Raw genomic sequence first — 14,940 nt, forward strand, 5'->3', positions numbered from 1 at the left:
CTCAAACACCTCCTGCAAATTTGTTTAATGGCGTTTGGCCCATGTCAAACAGGGTCATCACGTCATGAATATCGCGTATGAGCAAGTAGTTGAACGCATACGCCACCGCCAGATGCGCCGGCTTGATCTCCTCGATCGCAGACTTCAAATCCTCCAGATTCGGCGGGATGCCGAGCGTATCCACGAATTTAACCGTGAAGCCCCATTCCTCGGGCTGAAAAGATACCTCGACCTTCCCGCCATCGTAAGCCTCCGCCACATTTTTCACAAGGGCTCCCGAGAAGGTACCCGCTCCGCGCAACTTGGACTCCAGCACCGCCCGCCGCTGCTCGATCGGCTTGTTTCGATCGGTGGGAATGCCAAGCTCCATCTCCCAGCGCTCCAGGCCCCAAGTGGCAGTACGGACGAAGAACTGGTCTGCGGCAGAATTCAGCGCTTGGTAGAGCGCGTCCAACTCGCTTCCCTTAGCATCCATGTCGGATTGCATAACGCGGGAGGTCTCGTAATAGGCCGGAAGATAAGAAAACAGCTCACGCCCCCGCAAGCTGTTCATTCGGACATTATTCACTTACGCTCACCGTCCCCAGCACCGCTACCTGACCGGAGCCAATTTCGATATTTTGCTGCTCGGTGTGGCCGTTAATCGTCAAATCCGAGTAGTCGACGATAATCGGAATGTCCAACAGTACGGCGGCAATACGAGTGTATCTTACCAACGGATCTTTCCTATTAAAAGCAATCTGCTGTAAATACGTGCGAACGCCGTCCTCGATCAGCTTCCGGATTTCTTCCATCGTCGAAGGCTGCTCCTGCGTACGCTGCACTTTGACGGAGATATCAATCGCCACTTCCGCCGCAGGCATCACGGTGATAACCGGACCGGCCGGGGCAACGCCTTCGCCCTGTCCATCCTGGGACGGGTCAATATACTGCTGAACGGCATCCACGATATCCTGGCTTGCCGCACGCTTGTCCGTATCTATGAGATACAGCCCGACGGTACCGGGTCCTTTCCACAATGGCGCCACTTCGACGCCGCCAACACCGGCAATCTCATTGGCCCACTGCATGTACTGCGCTTTGTTGCCGCTTGTTCCCTGACTTCGGACTTTGGCGTAAAAGCGCTCCAGGAGCGACTGATCGCTTTCGGTATCCGTCCCGCTCCGCGTGGGCTCCGGGTTCGTAACCGATGTTACACCGCTGACCGACGTCATCATGAGCTGAATGACGCCTGCGGGAACATTGCCTATGCTGCCCGGCGTGACAGCTCGGATCGGCGCCGTCCCTGTACCCAAGTCACTCAGCGTAACGCCTGATGTGGTCACATACTCCACCGAGGATTCCCCGGAGCCCTCATCGGCTGGCGTAGCGACATAGGTTCCGGCAGGCACGGTTGTCCCCGGCTTCCCCGTAAACAGAACGCTGCCGGACGAAGCGACCGCTTCCCGCCTAGTAATCCCATGCTCTGCCGTCCTCAGATCGAGTTCAGCGGACCGAATATCTGGACGATCGCTTGCCACGGTGCTCGCAAAGCCTCGACGCAGCAGCTCCTGTGCCCACAAGGCTGCTTCAGACAGCATAAAAGCGACCGGCGCCTGCGCATCCCAAATAAAAGAGCCCTCCGACTTGTCGATGTCCGAAGGCACTTTGTTCAACATGCGGTTCATAATGTTCTCTTCCGTCTGATCCAACAAATACAACGGCAAATCTGCCATCAGATCACCACGCTTTCTATAATTTCCGTCTCATCCCGAACGCTCGTAATGCGGCAGCTGAAACGGCAAGCTTCTCCTTTCCATTCAAAAAGGAACTGATCCACACTCTCCGTCCGCGCATCCGCCAGCAACGTCTCGGTCACCATGCGCTGAATTTCGCTCTCTTGCAGAGATCGGTCATAGCCTTTGCCGACTAGTTCCTCCAGCTCGCTGCCATAATCGCGCGTATAGATCAAATGGCGGTAGCGCGGCGTGCGAATCGCTTTTTCGCACCAGATGACCCAGGCTTCCTTCTCGTCCGCAACCGGAATCTTCCGGGTCGGGGACATCACGAACTCGCCGGCTTCAAAATCATACCGCCAGCTCCGTCCAAAAACAGCCCCGTCTCCTTCCAGTACCTCCGGATCGGTCGCATCCGTCCAGATCATGTCATCGCCTTCCGGGAATAAATTAGCCACCACTGCTCACCACCTTGCACACGACCACCACGTCGTTACCGCTGTTGACCCTAACGGCGAGCACGCGGTCTCCCGGTTTCAGGCCTTTTCCCAATTCAAAAAGGGTATCTTCAACTTCGTTCTCTTCAGCATCAAACGTCATATCCTGCTGCTGGCCCCCCAAAGTCACGATGCCCTTTGCAGTATAACGAGGCAAGGACAGCATTCCTGGCAGTTCCGCCACCATATAGTCCTGCAGCTCATGCTTGAAATCATCCAGCTTGAGTCCCGTCGAGGTAATCGTGCCGAGCACGGCCCCTACGCCGCCCATGGCTTGACGGGTTTGCTTATTCATTGAGGCATATAAGGAGGACGCCAATTGTCCATAGGGGTCTTTATTCAAGGTAAAACCTCCTTTTTACATCATCATAACTCCCCAGCTCAAGCATCATGCTTCCGGGACTGCCCAGCTCCCGGCTGACGGAAATTACGAGCAGTTTCATCGAGCCCAGCATGACCGCATCTCCGGCGCGGATCGTATTGACATCAGGTGCATTCAGGGAGATCGTCTCCCGGATCCCTCTCAGTTTGCTTCGGGCCAGCTGGCGGGCAGCCGCAGGCGATTTCACTTCATCATCCTGGATAATAGCCTGGAGTTGGCCATATTTTGCGATATCCTTCTCCTCAATGGCCATCACCTTGGAAGGAACCTCTTTCCCGGTCTCGCTTGCGGCTGTCGCCAACACTTTGACCTTGGTCGCAGCGCCCTCCAACGTCCGCGATTGCGTAGTATCCGTGATGGCCTCCAGGATGTAGACTTCTTTGTTCGTTCCCAACTCGTACAGCTCAAGCCCTGAGGAGATCATCCGTGGATGATACAGCTTGCCGCCGGCTTTAGCCGTCTCTCGCAGATCAGCGAACATGCTGGCATAAATCGACTGCGTCCGGTAAACGGAACGCCCCAGTTGCTTCTCGGTATCCGGCAAAACCGCAATTTTCAGGTTCCAGTCCGCCGCGTACTTTTTGAAACGCTGGGTAGCGGTCTGCTTCGCCGGGAACAGATATTCATCCTCCGATTTGTCTAGATATACCGTCCGATCGTATAGCGTGAGGGTCATCCGCTTCACCCCGTTATTGGAGGTTTCCACCTCCCACACGACAGCCGGGTGCAGCAGGGGGACATAGTCCTTCTTACCGTAAGGAATTCCACTGATCCGGATCGCCATCCCCGGCGAGATCGGTGGCATATCCGGCGTTACGACCAGATTGACGGTTCCCTGGTAAGCGACTTGTTCAAGCGAATCTCGTAAATTGATAGCTTCCACCAAGGGAGACAGATCGTATTGATCCTGCAAAATCACCTTATAACTCATGACAGCACCAGCTTCTGGCCAGGCTTGATGGCGTTCGGATCTTTACCGATCATCTTCTGATTCAGCTTGTAGATCTGGTTCCATTTCGAGCTGTCCCCGAGCTCCAGCTTGGCGATTTTGGAAAGCGAATCCCCTGCCTTCACGGTGTACGTCTTGTTCTGTTCCTTCATGTCCGCCCGGGGCTTTTTATTCGTTCCAGATGCCCCGCTGCCGCCAGCCGTTTTGGCCACCTTCATTTCGCTCCATGTCCGGAGCGTGATGTCAAAATACACATCCCCGACCTCCCCGCCACGGAACGTGGACTGATGGGAGGCGATGTACACCGGCACATTCACCGCCGTCTTGGTAATGACGAATTGCAACGGCGTTTTATATGCCAGAAACTCGTTAAGTTTATTCATCGCGGTTTGCGGTTTAATATGATCCTTCTTCTGTCCTTTGCAATAAGCTGCATCATACTCTTGTGGGAAAAATGAAGAGAACGATATCTCTTTAATCCGATTGCCTTGAGGAAAATCAAACTCCCCGTAGTTGAGAATCGTAGCCGTTTCCAGGCCTTTTTGGCGTGAAATGCTCACCTCTTCGGGATTAACCGGGAATAGGAACGTCATGCCTTTTCCATTCTTCAACATAAACTCCACCTTGGCCCCCTCCTTTCTGTATGGATGCCTTCGGACCGACTCCATGTCTGCTGTTAACCATCATCTTCAATAGGCCATTGGAGTCGGCTTCCGGTTCTGCGCCGCTTTGCTGAATTCGGCTCTCAGCCGTTGTCCGATCTGAAGGATCAATCCTTCCACATCGATCGGGTGTTCCTCATGCACCGTAACCTGCACCGCGCCTGGAGGTAGATTGTAGTTCACGGATGTCTCCGTTTTGAAGTCCGTCAGCAGACCGGATATCGAACTCATCTGCTCCGGACTGATCTGAACGAGCTGAGGCGACATCGTCTTCCCGGAAACCGCTTGATTTTGAGCTGCGCTCGCAGGTGGACCAAATGTACTCATGCTTGTATAGCTAGGTGGCACATATGAACCATACATAGATGGATTCGGCAGCAGCGGCTTGCTGAAATCAGCCGGCGCTGGTTTCGGAATGATGGGGGCCGGAAGGGCAGCCGCACTGGAAGTTGGTGCCGTTGGAACATCCTTCGGTTGAGCAGCTTCCTTGTCTTTTTTCCCGAAGGAAAAAGCCTTGGAAAACCACTTGGATACCGTCTCCTTACCTTCTTTGAACTTCTCACCAATACCGGTAAAGGCGCCGCCCACTTTCTCACCAATATAGCTTCCTACGGTGCCGCCGAGCGTTGAGCCGATCATCGTACCTGCAACCGGGATCACGGACCCGATGATCCCTCCTATCGTGCTTCCTATACCTCCACCAACGGCAGAACCTATGGCTTGATTACGTTCTTTTCCGGGTTCGGCAGAGGCGATTGCGGTCGCATCGGCTATAAAACTCAATGGACCGAGGGCACGTTTACCAAGGCCCTTCATCAAGCCGGAGCCTAGACCCTTTTTGCCTGCATTTTTTACTGCACTTGCTCCAGGGCTACCGTCAGCTGCCTGTTTTATTGCATCTGACCCTGCAGCGGTCTTGGCAGCGCTTGCCGCACCTCCGGAAACGATGCCGCTAGAAGCTCCCCCGCCAAATATACCCTTGGTAATATCCATAACACCCTTGATTGATTTCATTGCACTAGTTCCCATATTGCCCGAGGTTTCGATAACGTCTCCCAATGTTTCTGCCTTCTTAAAACGCTTACCCCATTTGGTTAGTGGCTTTTCTCCTTGGCTATTCGGGGTCGTGGCAGCCTGGTTTTGACTGGAATTGGATCCACGGCCGCCCCCCCTTCTGACCCCATTGGGCCTAGGTGCCGTCCTAGGGGCTGGTGTAGGAGCTGGTTTATTTTTACTCCATGCTTCGCGCATCTTGCTTCCTTTACCATATAGTTGGCCCCCATTTTTCATAGTGGAACCAATCGCGGTTACAGTCCCAATAATATTTAGAGCAGTATCCCATCCAGATTTTTCTCCACCACCGCCACCTCCAAATTCAAGCGATCCAATCGTACTCGTAAGCTGATTCAACGCTCCGGTATTCGTCTCCAGCGCCTGTATCAACGGAGAAAAATCAAGACCTGCCGCCCGCAAATCCACCTGAACACTCGCCTCGATCTGCTTCTGCACGCTTACATTCAGATTCGTATCAACCTGCTTCTGCACATTCAGCTTCACATTTGCCGAGGCCTGGATCACTTGCGATTTCACCCGCTGCATTTTGGCGAGCAGGTTGTCCAGCCCCTTCGAGGCGCTGTCCTTCAGCACGATTTCAGGCGCCATGCGGGTACGCCCGATTCGCATGACGCGTCCCTGGATCCGCTCAAAATAACGCTCCATCGCCCGCAGCTCACGGTTGGCCTTGATCACGTTTTTCGGATCGATGACCAGATTCATGCGGTAGTTCATGGCTTCAGCCATTTCATTTCACCTCCTGTTCACTTCAAACTCTGACCAGCCATGCCCTCGATCTCCTCCTGGGAGAAAGCGAGCAGCAGCAGGCGCTCGCCTCGCGGGAGCCGCCAAAAATCTCCGGGACGAAGGTGATGCCGGACCCACAGATGATACAGCATCGTCGTCATTCCCCCGGAGCCAATCAGTTTTTTAGGTCAGCAATCTCGACTCCGAAGCCGGACAGCTCCAGCACTTTATCGCCTACGGCATCCAGCTCTCCGGCCAGCAGCATGCGGCGAACCGCCTGCTCTCCGCCCGACAGCTTCAAGCGGCTTGTAATCCGCGGATCGCCCCAGCCGCTAAGCGTCAAACCCTTCACCGACAGACTGCTCGTGGCCTCGGAAATCAGCAATGCATTAAACGTCTCCGTATCCACCTTCTCATCCACCGCACCCTTTACCGTACGGCGAACGGTGCAGCGCTCGCGGATGCTGTCCACCTTGCTCGAAGTCAAACCCTGCAGCACCATCTTCATATCCAAGCGCTTAATGCGAACCGTTTCCTCCGGCAGCTTCTCGGCTGCCTCAAACAGACTGTCCAAAATTTGCTCTTCGCTCATGTTCTCATGCAAGCTCATGCGTATATCTCCTTTGCTCATTAAATAATAGATTCCATTTCCTATTGCAGCGGGCGATGCTCGCCCGTATGAGGTACACCATCCCGGGCGAACCCCCGCTTTTTGACGTACTCAAGCACCGCTTAAGCAGAAACCTCTAAACCTCTTAATCCCCCCGAATCGGATCCAACAGCTCGTACCCCTCGAAGGTAAATGAGGTTTCTTCCTGCACTTCTTCACCGGCTGTCCAGTTAGCCAGCTGGATTTTGTCCGGCATGCAGCGGATCAGGCGAACACGCTCATGACCGTAGGACTCGGGATCATCCAGCTTGGAGATGATATCGAATTTGGTGAATCCGCGGGATATCATATCGGAAGTGACCTTGTAACCGCTCATCGTGCCGGTTCCTTTTTTGCTGCCGTTTTTGTGCACCGTCCAGTCGTTGCCGACCAGCTTCAGCTCGCGCTTCTCCAATTCCACGCTGGCTTCCAGCTTGTTGATGTGCGTCTGCCATACCCCGTCAATATACGCCTGGCCGTATGTCCCCATAATGACTCTTGAAGCATCCAACATGTTAAGTTCCTCCTCGATTTCTTTAAGTTTATTCTTAAAAAAGCCCTCTCCGGGCAGTCCGTCTCATCTTAAATACGCTGATCGACGTACTCGTTATTGCACGTAAAAAGTACCGAACAATTGCTCCATTACATCGGTCAGCTTCACGTTCCACTGCAGGAAGACCTGATCCGGCTCCGGCGTGTTCACAGCAGAATCGCCATAGTACGCCGGATCGAGAATGACGTCGTAGCCGTCTGGCTCGATGACATTGCTCAGCGACAACGAAGCGAGGTATTCCTTCACGGCGCCGATCAGCGCCAGACGGCCTTCCTCCGTGTTGTTCACCTTGCCGATGTAGGTCTGTTCCGCGGCCAGCTGCAAATCCGCATGAATCGCATCCATCACGCGGATGGAACGGATTTTTTTCCAGGCATTGTTTTGGCCTTCCGCCGGATTCACCAACGTGTTGATACCGCGCAGCACCTTCACCTGACGTCCGTCGTAGAATAGGACGAACACGCCATTGCGTACAGCCTGCTCCTGCTCGGAGCGCGTCCAGCGGCGGGTCACATCTTCGAATGGCGTTACCGCGTATGTAGCGGATTGGTTCAAGCGTTGACCGGCAATAAGCCCAGCTACATAAGCAGCCGTCTGGGCAGAACTATAGTTCACGCCGGACAGACGCACGCCCGTACCTACATTGATAATCCCTTCATGGTTCAATGCAAGCGAGCGGGCTGCCGCCAGTTTGGCTGCATCCTTGGAGGTATCGTCCGCAGCGCTGCCGCCGAATACGGCCATCACGCCGCGTCCTTCTTGACGAAGACGCTTCACCCAGGCCGCAAAGCTCTGCAGCAGAGCCATATCCGCAGCATAATCCAGCGCAAATACGTTGAATTCCTGGCCTTCGACCGCATCCTGCATCTCGATATAATCTGCATTCGTCAGGCCGCCGTTGCCGCTTTTGCCTCCGGACAGCACAGCTCCGTTCACATCAGCAGGAACGCCGGCCGCCTCCAGTGCGGTAGCGGTTACCCAGAGGTTCTCATCGTCTTCATTGATCTGCGCCGCAATCGACGCTGCTGTCCCGTCCAAGCTTGTATAAGTGCCAAGCAGCTTGGCATCTTCATAGAGGCGAAGCTCCCGTGCTGCCGGGTCGATCAGCGACGGCTGCACGGTTACGGAGAAGCCGTTGCCTCGACTGCCCGGATATTTCGCCTGCAGCTTCAGCACGTCGGAAGGCGTGGCTTCCGCATTTTGCAGCGTTACGCTAGCCGCTGCCGCCGTGCTATCTGCCAGGCGATAAGCCAGCAGCTTCTTCGGACCGCCAAGCAAGGCCAGATAGAGCGTTTCATAAGCCGTAGCCCCATCCTGGCTGTCCGCAGAATACATTTCGGAAATCGCCAACTCGCTGCCGATCTCTACGAACTCGCGCACCGGGCCCCAATTGGCTTTAACGGGCACGACGACCGTGCCGCGGGATCCGCCCTGAATAGCCGACGCGGCCGCCGCCTTGAAATTCATATACAAACCCGGAAGTACCGGTTTATTTGTGCTTTCCCATGTTCCACCTGCCATGATTAGACCACCTTCGCTTTCATAAATTGTTGGATTCTTTCTTTGACTTCGGTTACCGTGAACAGCTCTCCGTCTGTCCCATACATTGCACCTGCCAGTACTTCTGCCCGAACCTCGAACAGTTCCTTGGCGTGTGTTTCGAGTTCATCTAGCGCATATCGCGGAGCGTTGATACTGCGAGCTTCAGTCTTGATTGTTTTTTTCACAGCCATTGTGACCACCTCACTTTAAAATTGGATGAACGTTAATGCGCCTGATCAAGGCGGCTTCCTCCGGTGGACGCATCTTCCGCTGCGCTAAGGTTAGCTTCAGCTGCCCGTCCAGAATGGGATCGGCCTGCATATCGGAGGAAATCTCCGCAACGGATAAATAGCGGCGATTCTGCGAATCCAGCATCAGTTGGACCTGGGTGCCAAGCTCCTCCACCAGCCTTGCAGCCGTGAGCTGCTCGTCCGCGGAATCAAGAGCGGCAATATGCCCGGTAAAGGTTTTGCGAACCTCGAACATCGAAGCGCCCGCCATCTTGGTCTCGCAGCCCGTCATCCGCCATAGTACGGCGTGATCTTCCCGTCCCGCCGGCCATGCCGTATGATAGATGCGCCAAGGATCACCCAGCACATCTTCTGTCCAGGCTGTCAGCGTATGCAGCCATTCGTCGGGTTGTCCGGTGGAACCGGCCCCGGATGCCTGCGGCATATAGACGCCGAATCGCATGATCCGGATCATTTTGCCTGAAACAGAATCGAACTTGTCGGCTTCCGGCACACCCAAATAATGCAGCTTGAATGCTTTCCCATCAGCTCCGATAACCCGCCTGCGATGAAGTCCCGGGATTAGAAGTTCCACCAAGCGATCCAACTGAAGCAATTCGGAACGATCCGCATACAGCTTCAACCGCACCACCTGCCGGTACCCTGCCCATGAAGATTTCCAGACGTCCTCGCCGAGCGTGATCACAGCATAAAAAGGCTCGCTTACCCCATCCGGCGGATGTACGTCATATATTTGGTCTTTAAGCTCCGGAACGATATCTAGAGCGGCCTGCTTAATCGCCCCTCTCATTCCGCAGATAGCCGAGTGGCTTCCGGTCGGTTATGGGTTAGCCAGCTTCTTACGACGGTCATATGCTTGCGCAACACGGCCCCCTCCTTTCTAATTCATATAGTGAATCGAAAATGAAGCAATCGAAGCCTCGACCGCAGCAAAAAACCGGTCCTTCTCAAGGCCGGCTCACATATACACTGTGTGTGTTCGGTATGCTCTGTTTAACTTCATTTCCGATAATACAATCTTACACCCCTAAATCGGATGCGCTGACGTCTTATGGGACGGATAATGCGGAACTTTAAGTGGAATGTCGGCGGAAAATAGCACGAACTTATGTTCGTATTTTATAAATCCTCTTGGTCTCTATCTCAGGCAACGTCGCCCTCGACTTGAAACAGAAAAAAACCGGAGGGCCTCCATTCTGAGGTCCTCCGGTTTTGGCTCGTTTTGATTATTCACGCTCGGCGCTTATCAGCTCATTTTGCTCTTTGCAACTTTCTCCAATTCCTGCAGCTTCAGCAGCCCCCTGTCAGCTAAAGCCAGTGCCAGTTTATAGAAGGCTCGGGTGCGGATCTTGGTATACGTATCCTTGCTGACCGGCGGTTCGAGGATATGGTTGTACACCTTGTAATCAAATACGTCGTCTTGTTTCATATACCGTTCCCGAATGAGGGTTTGTTCCCGGTCGCCAAGCCGTTCCACGATCGACTCGATGATCTCGCAATACTGCTTCCTGGCCGCAGGCATATCTACATTATATATGGCAACCGCTGCCGTTTGATCCGAGGTGATGTTGGTCGGTCCGTGAAATCGTTCCGTGTAGGATGCGGTCACGCTCGTCTCCCTGACTTCAAATGTAATGGTTTTATAGATACGATATTTCTCGAATATCGCTTCAACAGCATTTTGGGTCTTTCTGCGATCCAATTCCGGTAAAAATGGATTCATTAGGAAACACTCCCCTTTTGATTGTCGTTGTCGAGGTTTGCTTTGCCATTTGGCAGAAGTTTATCTCATCTCAAGTGTTCGTATTTTGTTCGTATTTTTCATTAATATACCACTATTTGGAGACCGGCGTAAACCTTCAAATGGGCGAACTATTCAGGAGAATATGGATCATACCTTTCATATCCTTGCCTTTTGGCAATAATTCTCTCTTTTATTTTACCTGTTGGCAAAGGACAGGGATGTGTTTATACTATATGTAGATGTTTTAGATGGACTATGGTGAGGAGTGGCCGGAACGTGGATCACATATTTGGATCATACTTGAAAGAGATGAGGGAGAATAAAGGCTGGAGCATCAATCAGCTTGCCCAGGCCGCTGACATCAGTGGATCGCAAATCTCCCGGATCGAGAATGGGCTGCGGGGCATCCCCAAGCCGCAAACGCTTCGCAAAATGGCAGACGCACTCGAAGTTCCCTATGAAGAGCTGATGAATAAGGCAGGTTATCTGCAGCAGGATGCTGCCAAGCATGAAGACATCTCGGCTCCCGCTTGGGCAACCTCCAGGGATAAACGGGATTTCAAGAAAATGCTTGAGGATGACGGTGAGCTCATGTTTGACGGCGTCCCTCTAAACGAGGAGGACAAGCAGCGCATCAAGGATGTCTTGACCGGACTGTTCTGGGAAGCCAAGCAGATGAACAAACGCAAGAAATAATTCTATATGATAAGGAGCTACATACCGATTACAACGATTCAACCAAAACCAATATTGCAGGTGAACCGGCATGGATGATCATTTACAACCCTTAATCCGCCAGCTGATCAAAAAACATCATACCAACTGCCCTTTTGAAATTGCGACTTCCTTGGGCATACATATTCGATTTGCCGATTTAGGCCAAACGACCAAAGGGCTGTATTTCCGTAAGCTAAGGCGGAGATTCATCGTCATCCACAATCAGCTGCCACCGCCATGGCAGCGCTTCGTATGTGCGCATGAGCTCGGGCATGACCGTCTCCATAAGGGAATCAGCCGCTTTTTTCTGGAGGAGCATTCCTATTTCAGTCCCGGCAAACTGGAGCGGCAAGCGAACCGCTTTGCCATTGCCCTATTGACGGCGGGTCTGGCTCCCGGACCGGGTGAGTCCTTACACGAGTTCTATCTACGAGCTGGCATTCCACAAGAAATGCTATATTTTTTTAGATTTTAAACGAACATACGTTCCTGATTTGTAGTAAAGGATTCCAGATGGCTAGCTCCCTCCTACGAGCAAAAAAACAACCCGCTCTTGACATGACGTCAAAAGCGGGTTTCTATGCAATCCTCTTTTAGAGAAGAGTTCATCCAAGAGGTTAGCAGCAGGGGCAGACGGCTGTTCTATTGTTCGGTCCCCTATCCTCCGTTCAAAGCGGTTCAAAGATGGCTATCTGTCGTTTGCCCACCTTCACATGCTGAATCCGTTGAAACCGGTCATGCTTTAATTTTTGCCCTTTATCGGATATGACCGCAACCACGGAACGAGCAGGATCCAGGATGGAATGAATGCCGTTAAAGAAATCCTCCACCGGCACCTCGCTTCCGCCACCCCAGCTAACCAGGTCACCATAAGGGAGATCGGTCATGACGATATGGATTCCCTCGCAGGATGCCAGACTCTCCTCCGATTGAGTTATATCAGCTTGAAAACAAACCGTCTCTTCCACACAGGACGACCTAAGCAGCTCCTTCAATCGGCCAGCGCTTTGCAGCGCATCCTGGTGGGACGGCTTATGATACAACGCTAACAATTCTTTCAATTGTTCCGTGCGTTGTTCCAGCCCCTCTTCACGGAGCAGCGACAGGTTCTTCCCGGCTATTCCAAGCACCTCCGCGTTAATGTCAGAGCCGATGACGCGCTGAATGCGCTGCCCGTGCAGCAGCCCAACCACCGTTAACAGATACGCCCCGCCGCAGCAGGGATCGAACAAGGTATACGGCCCTTGTACCCCTTTTTTCTCCAATAGATGAAAGCACCGCTGGGCAATCTCGCTGGCTAGTCTGACAGGAAACGAAGTTGTTCCCTGCGCATTATACAGAACCCGGCCGCTGGCAAAATCCTCGTAGCTGCGCTGGGCTGATTCATAGATATATTCCATTCGAACGATTCCTTCCATCCGGCTAACGCCTGAGTAATATCAAATAATCCAAATACAGATTAACATCCCTAGGCCATATATCAAAATCCGCATGGTATATCTGCCCTGCAGCCCGCTTTTACTTATCCAGATGGGACATATAATCAAACGCCGTCGTGCCGTACACATTCTTGAAATGTCGATTCAAATGGGCAAGATCCGTGAAGCCGCACTGGGTAACGGCCTGATATACATCCCGGCTGTCCTCGATCAACTGCTTGGCGTGCTCCACTTTGCAATTCAGATAATACTGATACGGAGACAGACCCGTATTCGCTTTAAAGGTACGGATGAACTGATATTTCGACATCCCGAACTCCCCGCTTAATTCGTCCAAACGGAGAACATGCTCCAGATGATCCTGCATCATATTTTTCGCCCTCCGCGTAAACATACTGTCCTTCCGGCTATCAGGATTCAGAATATCCTCATTAAAATGCCCCGCCAAACCCAGAAGCAGCTCGCTGCTTCTAGCCTCCGGCTCACCGGTGAAGATGGACCTCGTCACATCCAGAATGCTCTTCCGCAGCCCGGCATGATAGACAATCGGGGATTGGAACCGGACGATATCCTTTTTCTGAATCAATTCCAGGAATAGCTCTGGATGAATGTATATCATCACATAATCGATGCCCGTTCGTTCCTGGGACCAGCCATCATGTTTCTGCTCCGGATGGAACAGCATAACCCCGCTTTGGTAAGAAGCCTGCTGACTGCCGTCCAGCGAGTACTTCTGAATGCCGCGCAGCGTGACGCCGAGGGCATACTCCTCGTGATAATGCTTTTTATATTTAAAATCCGTCAGGCTCGCGGACAGCGCCGTAATGCCCACCGCTTTTTTATAAATAAACTGCTCCATCTTCCATCACCCCTTTATGAGCTCCGGTATGCCGGATACGACGATTGCCGAGTACAGCAGAAACAAAGCCAGGATTGTGTTGGTCGTTCTCCGATATTTTTGCATAATTCCTTGAAAAAGGCTACCGCACACGGCCCAGGTCATATACGCGGATAGCCCGATTAACGATACCGCGACAACAAACACCGAGATGACAGGGCCTGCCGTATAATACGGCATGACGTAGCTGGGAATGACCGTCAGCGTGAACAATACCACCTTCGGATTGAGAAACTGCATCAGAAAGCCGGACGTGAAAGACGCCGTTTGATTAGTGCCGGACCGGGATACGTCCATGGTATATACTTGATACGTGAGATACAGCATGAACAGACAGCCGACGATCCGCAGGATCGGCAGAATGATCGGCATGCCGGTAGACAGCAGCTGGCCTAATACCACAGAAGCGGCGATTAATAAGAAAAAAGCGATGGAGGCTCCGGCAATGTAGCGCAAGGTCTTCTTCATGCCGGAGTTCTGGACCGAGGATAGAATAACGATATTGGACGGTCCCGGCGAGAAAGCCACGATAAAACAGTAAATAAAAAACGAAGATAGGTTCATGATGATAGCTCCTAACAAAGGAATTTCCTTTGCCATTATAGAGCCGGAAGCGAAGCAGGGCATAGTACATTATTGCAGCAGAAAAGAGCCGCACGAGTACGGCTCTTCCGCAGATTCCGGTTCATTCTATCGCCCTTAGTGACCGGACTGGTGCGTCTTTGGTTGTTCCTGCGCATGTGCGCTGCCGGATAGATTCAGCAGAACGACCCCGCGATGATTAGCAGGATCGAGAATACTGTCTTTCTTTCATATCCGATATATCAAATGATCCCGGCGTGTTTTCGATCGATTCGTCTCGTCATCCAATATTGAAATAACGTTGTTATAAGAATTACTGATTGGTATTTTGATTCTCGGTTGGGTAAACAAAAGAGCTCCGATCCAGTGCTCCAATAATTTTAATTCTCTGGGCGCTGCCCAGTAGTTTGGCCTGCTCCACGGAAATCTCGACGGATTGTGATTGTTGTTCGTTTTTCATTCATATATCTCCCCGATCTAATTTATAGTTCATTCTATATAATTTATTTATTCTAATTTTATAGATCGATTTAAAACCATAATAATCCACATTTTTCCAT

The 14,940-nt window shown here is 52.3% G+C and carries 20 protein-coding genes; 2 read left to right on the top strand and 18 right to left on the bottom strand.

Annotated features, from left to right (window positions below; genetic code table 11):
* Nucleotide 1 precedes the first annotated feature (1 nt).
* The 14 genes from MHH48_RS29505 to MHH48_RS29570 form a co-directional block, all read right to left on the bottom strand.
* The gene (locus MHH48_RS29505; RefSeq protein ID WP_076324766.1) at nucleotides 2-568 is read right to left on the bottom strand and encodes a YmfQ family protein; all 567 of its coding nucleotides are present in this window, start codon (nucleotides 566-568) and stop codon (nucleotides 2-4) included.
* The gene (locus MHH48_RS29510; protein WP_076324767.1) at nucleotides 561-1,715 is read right to left on the bottom strand and encodes a baseplate J/gp47 family protein; all 1,155 of its coding nucleotides are present in this window, start codon (nucleotides 1,713-1,715) and stop codon (nucleotides 561-563) included. Before MHH48_RS29510 ends, MHH48_RS29505 begins: the two co-directional genes overlap by 8 nt.
* Nucleotides 1,715-2,173, bottom strand: coding sequence for a DUF2634 domain-containing protein (locus tag MHH48_RS29515; RefSeq protein ID WP_076324768.1), 459 nt, complete (start codon nucleotides 2,171-2,173; stop codon nucleotides 1,715-1,717). Before MHH48_RS29515 ends, MHH48_RS29510 begins: the two co-directional genes overlap by 1 nt.
* Nucleotides 2,166-2,555, bottom strand: a complete 390-nt coding sequence (locus tag MHH48_RS29520; RefSeq protein ID WP_076324769.1) for a hypothetical protein — start codon at nucleotides 2,553-2,555, stop codon at nucleotides 2,166-2,168. The genes MHH48_RS29515 and MHH48_RS29520 overlap by 8 nt, the downstream gene beginning before the upstream one ends.
* On the bottom strand, nucleotides 2,548-3,525 hold the full coding sequence (locus MHH48_RS29525; RefSeq protein WP_076324770.1) for a phage portal protein: 978 nt from the start codon (nucleotides 3,523-3,525) through the stop codon (nucleotides 2,548-2,550). The genes MHH48_RS29520 and MHH48_RS29525 overlap by 8 nt, the downstream gene beginning before the upstream one ends.
* Entirely contained in the window at nucleotides 3,522-4,166 is a 645-nt protein-coding gene (locus MHH48_RS29530) for a LysM peptidoglycan-binding domain-containing protein (RefSeq protein WP_076324771.1), read from the bottom strand. The genes MHH48_RS29525 and MHH48_RS29530 overlap by 4 nt, the downstream gene beginning before the upstream one ends.
* Nucleotides 4,167-4,232: 66 nt before the next feature.
* Complete coding sequence (locus MHH48_RS29535; protein WP_076324772.1) at nucleotides 4,233-6,005, bottom strand: hypothetical protein; 1,773 nt, start codon at nucleotides 6,003-6,005, stop codon at nucleotides 4,233-4,235.
* Nucleotides 6,006-6,022: 17 nt separating this feature from the next.
* Entirely contained in the window at nucleotides 6,023-6,157 is a 135-nt protein-coding gene (locus MHH48_RS29540) for a hypothetical protein (RefSeq protein ID WP_015737373.1), read from the bottom strand.
* A 23-nt stretch (nucleotides 6,158-6,180) separates the two neighbouring features.
* Nucleotides 6,181-6,615 carry a hypothetical protein gene (locus MHH48_RS29545; protein ID WP_076324773.1) on the bottom strand — a complete coding sequence of 145 codons (435 nt, stop codon included), beginning with the start codon at nucleotides 6,613-6,615 and terminating at the stop codon, nucleotides 6,181-6,183.
* A 145-nt stretch (nucleotides 6,616-6,760) separates the two neighbouring features.
* On the bottom strand, nucleotides 6,761-7,168 hold the full coding sequence (locus MHH48_RS29550) for a phage tail tube protein (protein ID WP_076324774.1): 408 nt from the start codon (nucleotides 7,166-7,168) through the stop codon (nucleotides 6,761-6,763).
* Nucleotides 7,169-7,261: 93 nt separating this feature from the next.
* Nucleotides 7,262-8,728 (bottom strand): phage tail sheath family protein, encoded by a 1,467-nt coding sequence (locus MHH48_RS29555; protein ID WP_076324775.1) that lies wholly within the window; start codon nucleotides 8,726-8,728, stop codon nucleotides 7,262-7,264.
* Nucleotides 8,729-8,730: 2 nt separating this feature from the next.
* Nucleotides 8,731-8,940 (bottom strand): hypothetical protein, encoded by a 210-nt coding sequence (locus MHH48_RS29560; protein WP_076324776.1) that lies wholly within the window; start codon nucleotides 8,938-8,940, stop codon nucleotides 8,731-8,733.
* Nucleotides 8,941-8,950: 10 nt separating this feature from the next.
* Entirely contained in the window at nucleotides 8,951-9,790 is an 840-nt protein-coding gene (locus tag MHH48_RS29565; RefSeq protein ID WP_076324777.1) for a hypothetical protein, read from the bottom strand.
* Between the two features lie 456 nt (nucleotides 9,791-10,246).
* Nucleotides 10,247-10,723: an ArpU family phage packaging/lysis transcriptional regulator gene (locus MHH48_RS29570; protein ID WP_076324778.1), complete on the bottom strand. Its 477-nt coding sequence runs from the start codon at nucleotides 10,721-10,723 to the stop codon at nucleotides 10,247-10,249.
* 297 nt (nucleotides 10,724-11,020) lie between these two features.
* Between MHH48_RS29570 and MHH48_RS29575 the strand changes: the two genes are divergently transcribed.
* On the top strand, nucleotides 11,021-11,440 hold the full coding sequence (locus tag MHH48_RS29575) for a transcriptional regulator (RefSeq protein WP_076324779.1): 420 nt from the start codon (nucleotides 11,021-11,023) through the stop codon (nucleotides 11,438-11,440).
* Nucleotides 11,441-11,510: 70 nt separating this feature from the next.
* Nucleotides 11,511-11,936 carry an ImmA/IrrE family metallo-endopeptidase gene (locus tag MHH48_RS29580; protein ID WP_076324780.1) on the top strand — a complete coding sequence of 142 codons (426 nt, stop codon included), beginning with the start codon at nucleotides 11,511-11,513 and terminating at the stop codon, nucleotides 11,934-11,936.
* A 193-nt stretch (nucleotides 11,937-12,129) separates the two neighbouring features.
* Here MHH48_RS29580 and MHH48_RS29585 read toward each other — a convergent pair whose 3' ends face one another.
* The 4 genes from MHH48_RS29585 to MHH48_RS29600 all read right to left on the bottom strand — a co-directional run bounded on the left by MHH48_RS29585 (nucleotide 12,130) and on the right by MHH48_RS29600 (nucleotide 14,840).
* On the bottom strand, nucleotides 12,130-12,879 hold the full coding sequence (locus tag MHH48_RS29585) for a hypothetical protein (protein ID WP_256720733.1): 750 nt from the start codon (nucleotides 12,877-12,879) through the stop codon (nucleotides 12,130-12,132).
* Nucleotides 12,880-12,979: 100 nt separating this feature from the next.
* Nucleotides 12,980-13,759 (bottom strand): AraC family transcriptional regulator, encoded by a 780-nt coding sequence (locus tag MHH48_RS29590; protein WP_076324781.1) that lies wholly within the window; start codon nucleotides 13,757-13,759, stop codon nucleotides 12,980-12,982.
* A 6-nt stretch (nucleotides 13,760-13,765) separates the two neighbouring features.
* On the bottom strand, nucleotides 13,766-14,362 hold the full coding sequence (locus MHH48_RS29595) for a LysE family transporter (protein ID WP_076324782.1): 597 nt from the start codon (nucleotides 14,360-14,362) through the stop codon (nucleotides 13,766-13,768).
* 331 nt (nucleotides 14,363-14,693) lie between these two features.
* Nucleotides 14,694-14,840 (bottom strand): hypothetical protein, encoded by a 147-nt coding sequence (locus MHH48_RS29600; protein ID WP_256720734.1) that lies wholly within the window; start codon nucleotides 14,838-14,840, stop codon nucleotides 14,694-14,696.
* Nucleotides 14,841-14,940: the final 100 nt, after the last annotated feature.

Source organism: Paenibacillus sp. FSL F4-0100 (genome assembly GCF_037993005.1).
Taxonomy (GTDB): Bacteria; Bacillota; Bacilli; order Paenibacillales; family Paenibacillaceae; genus Paenibacillus_AQ.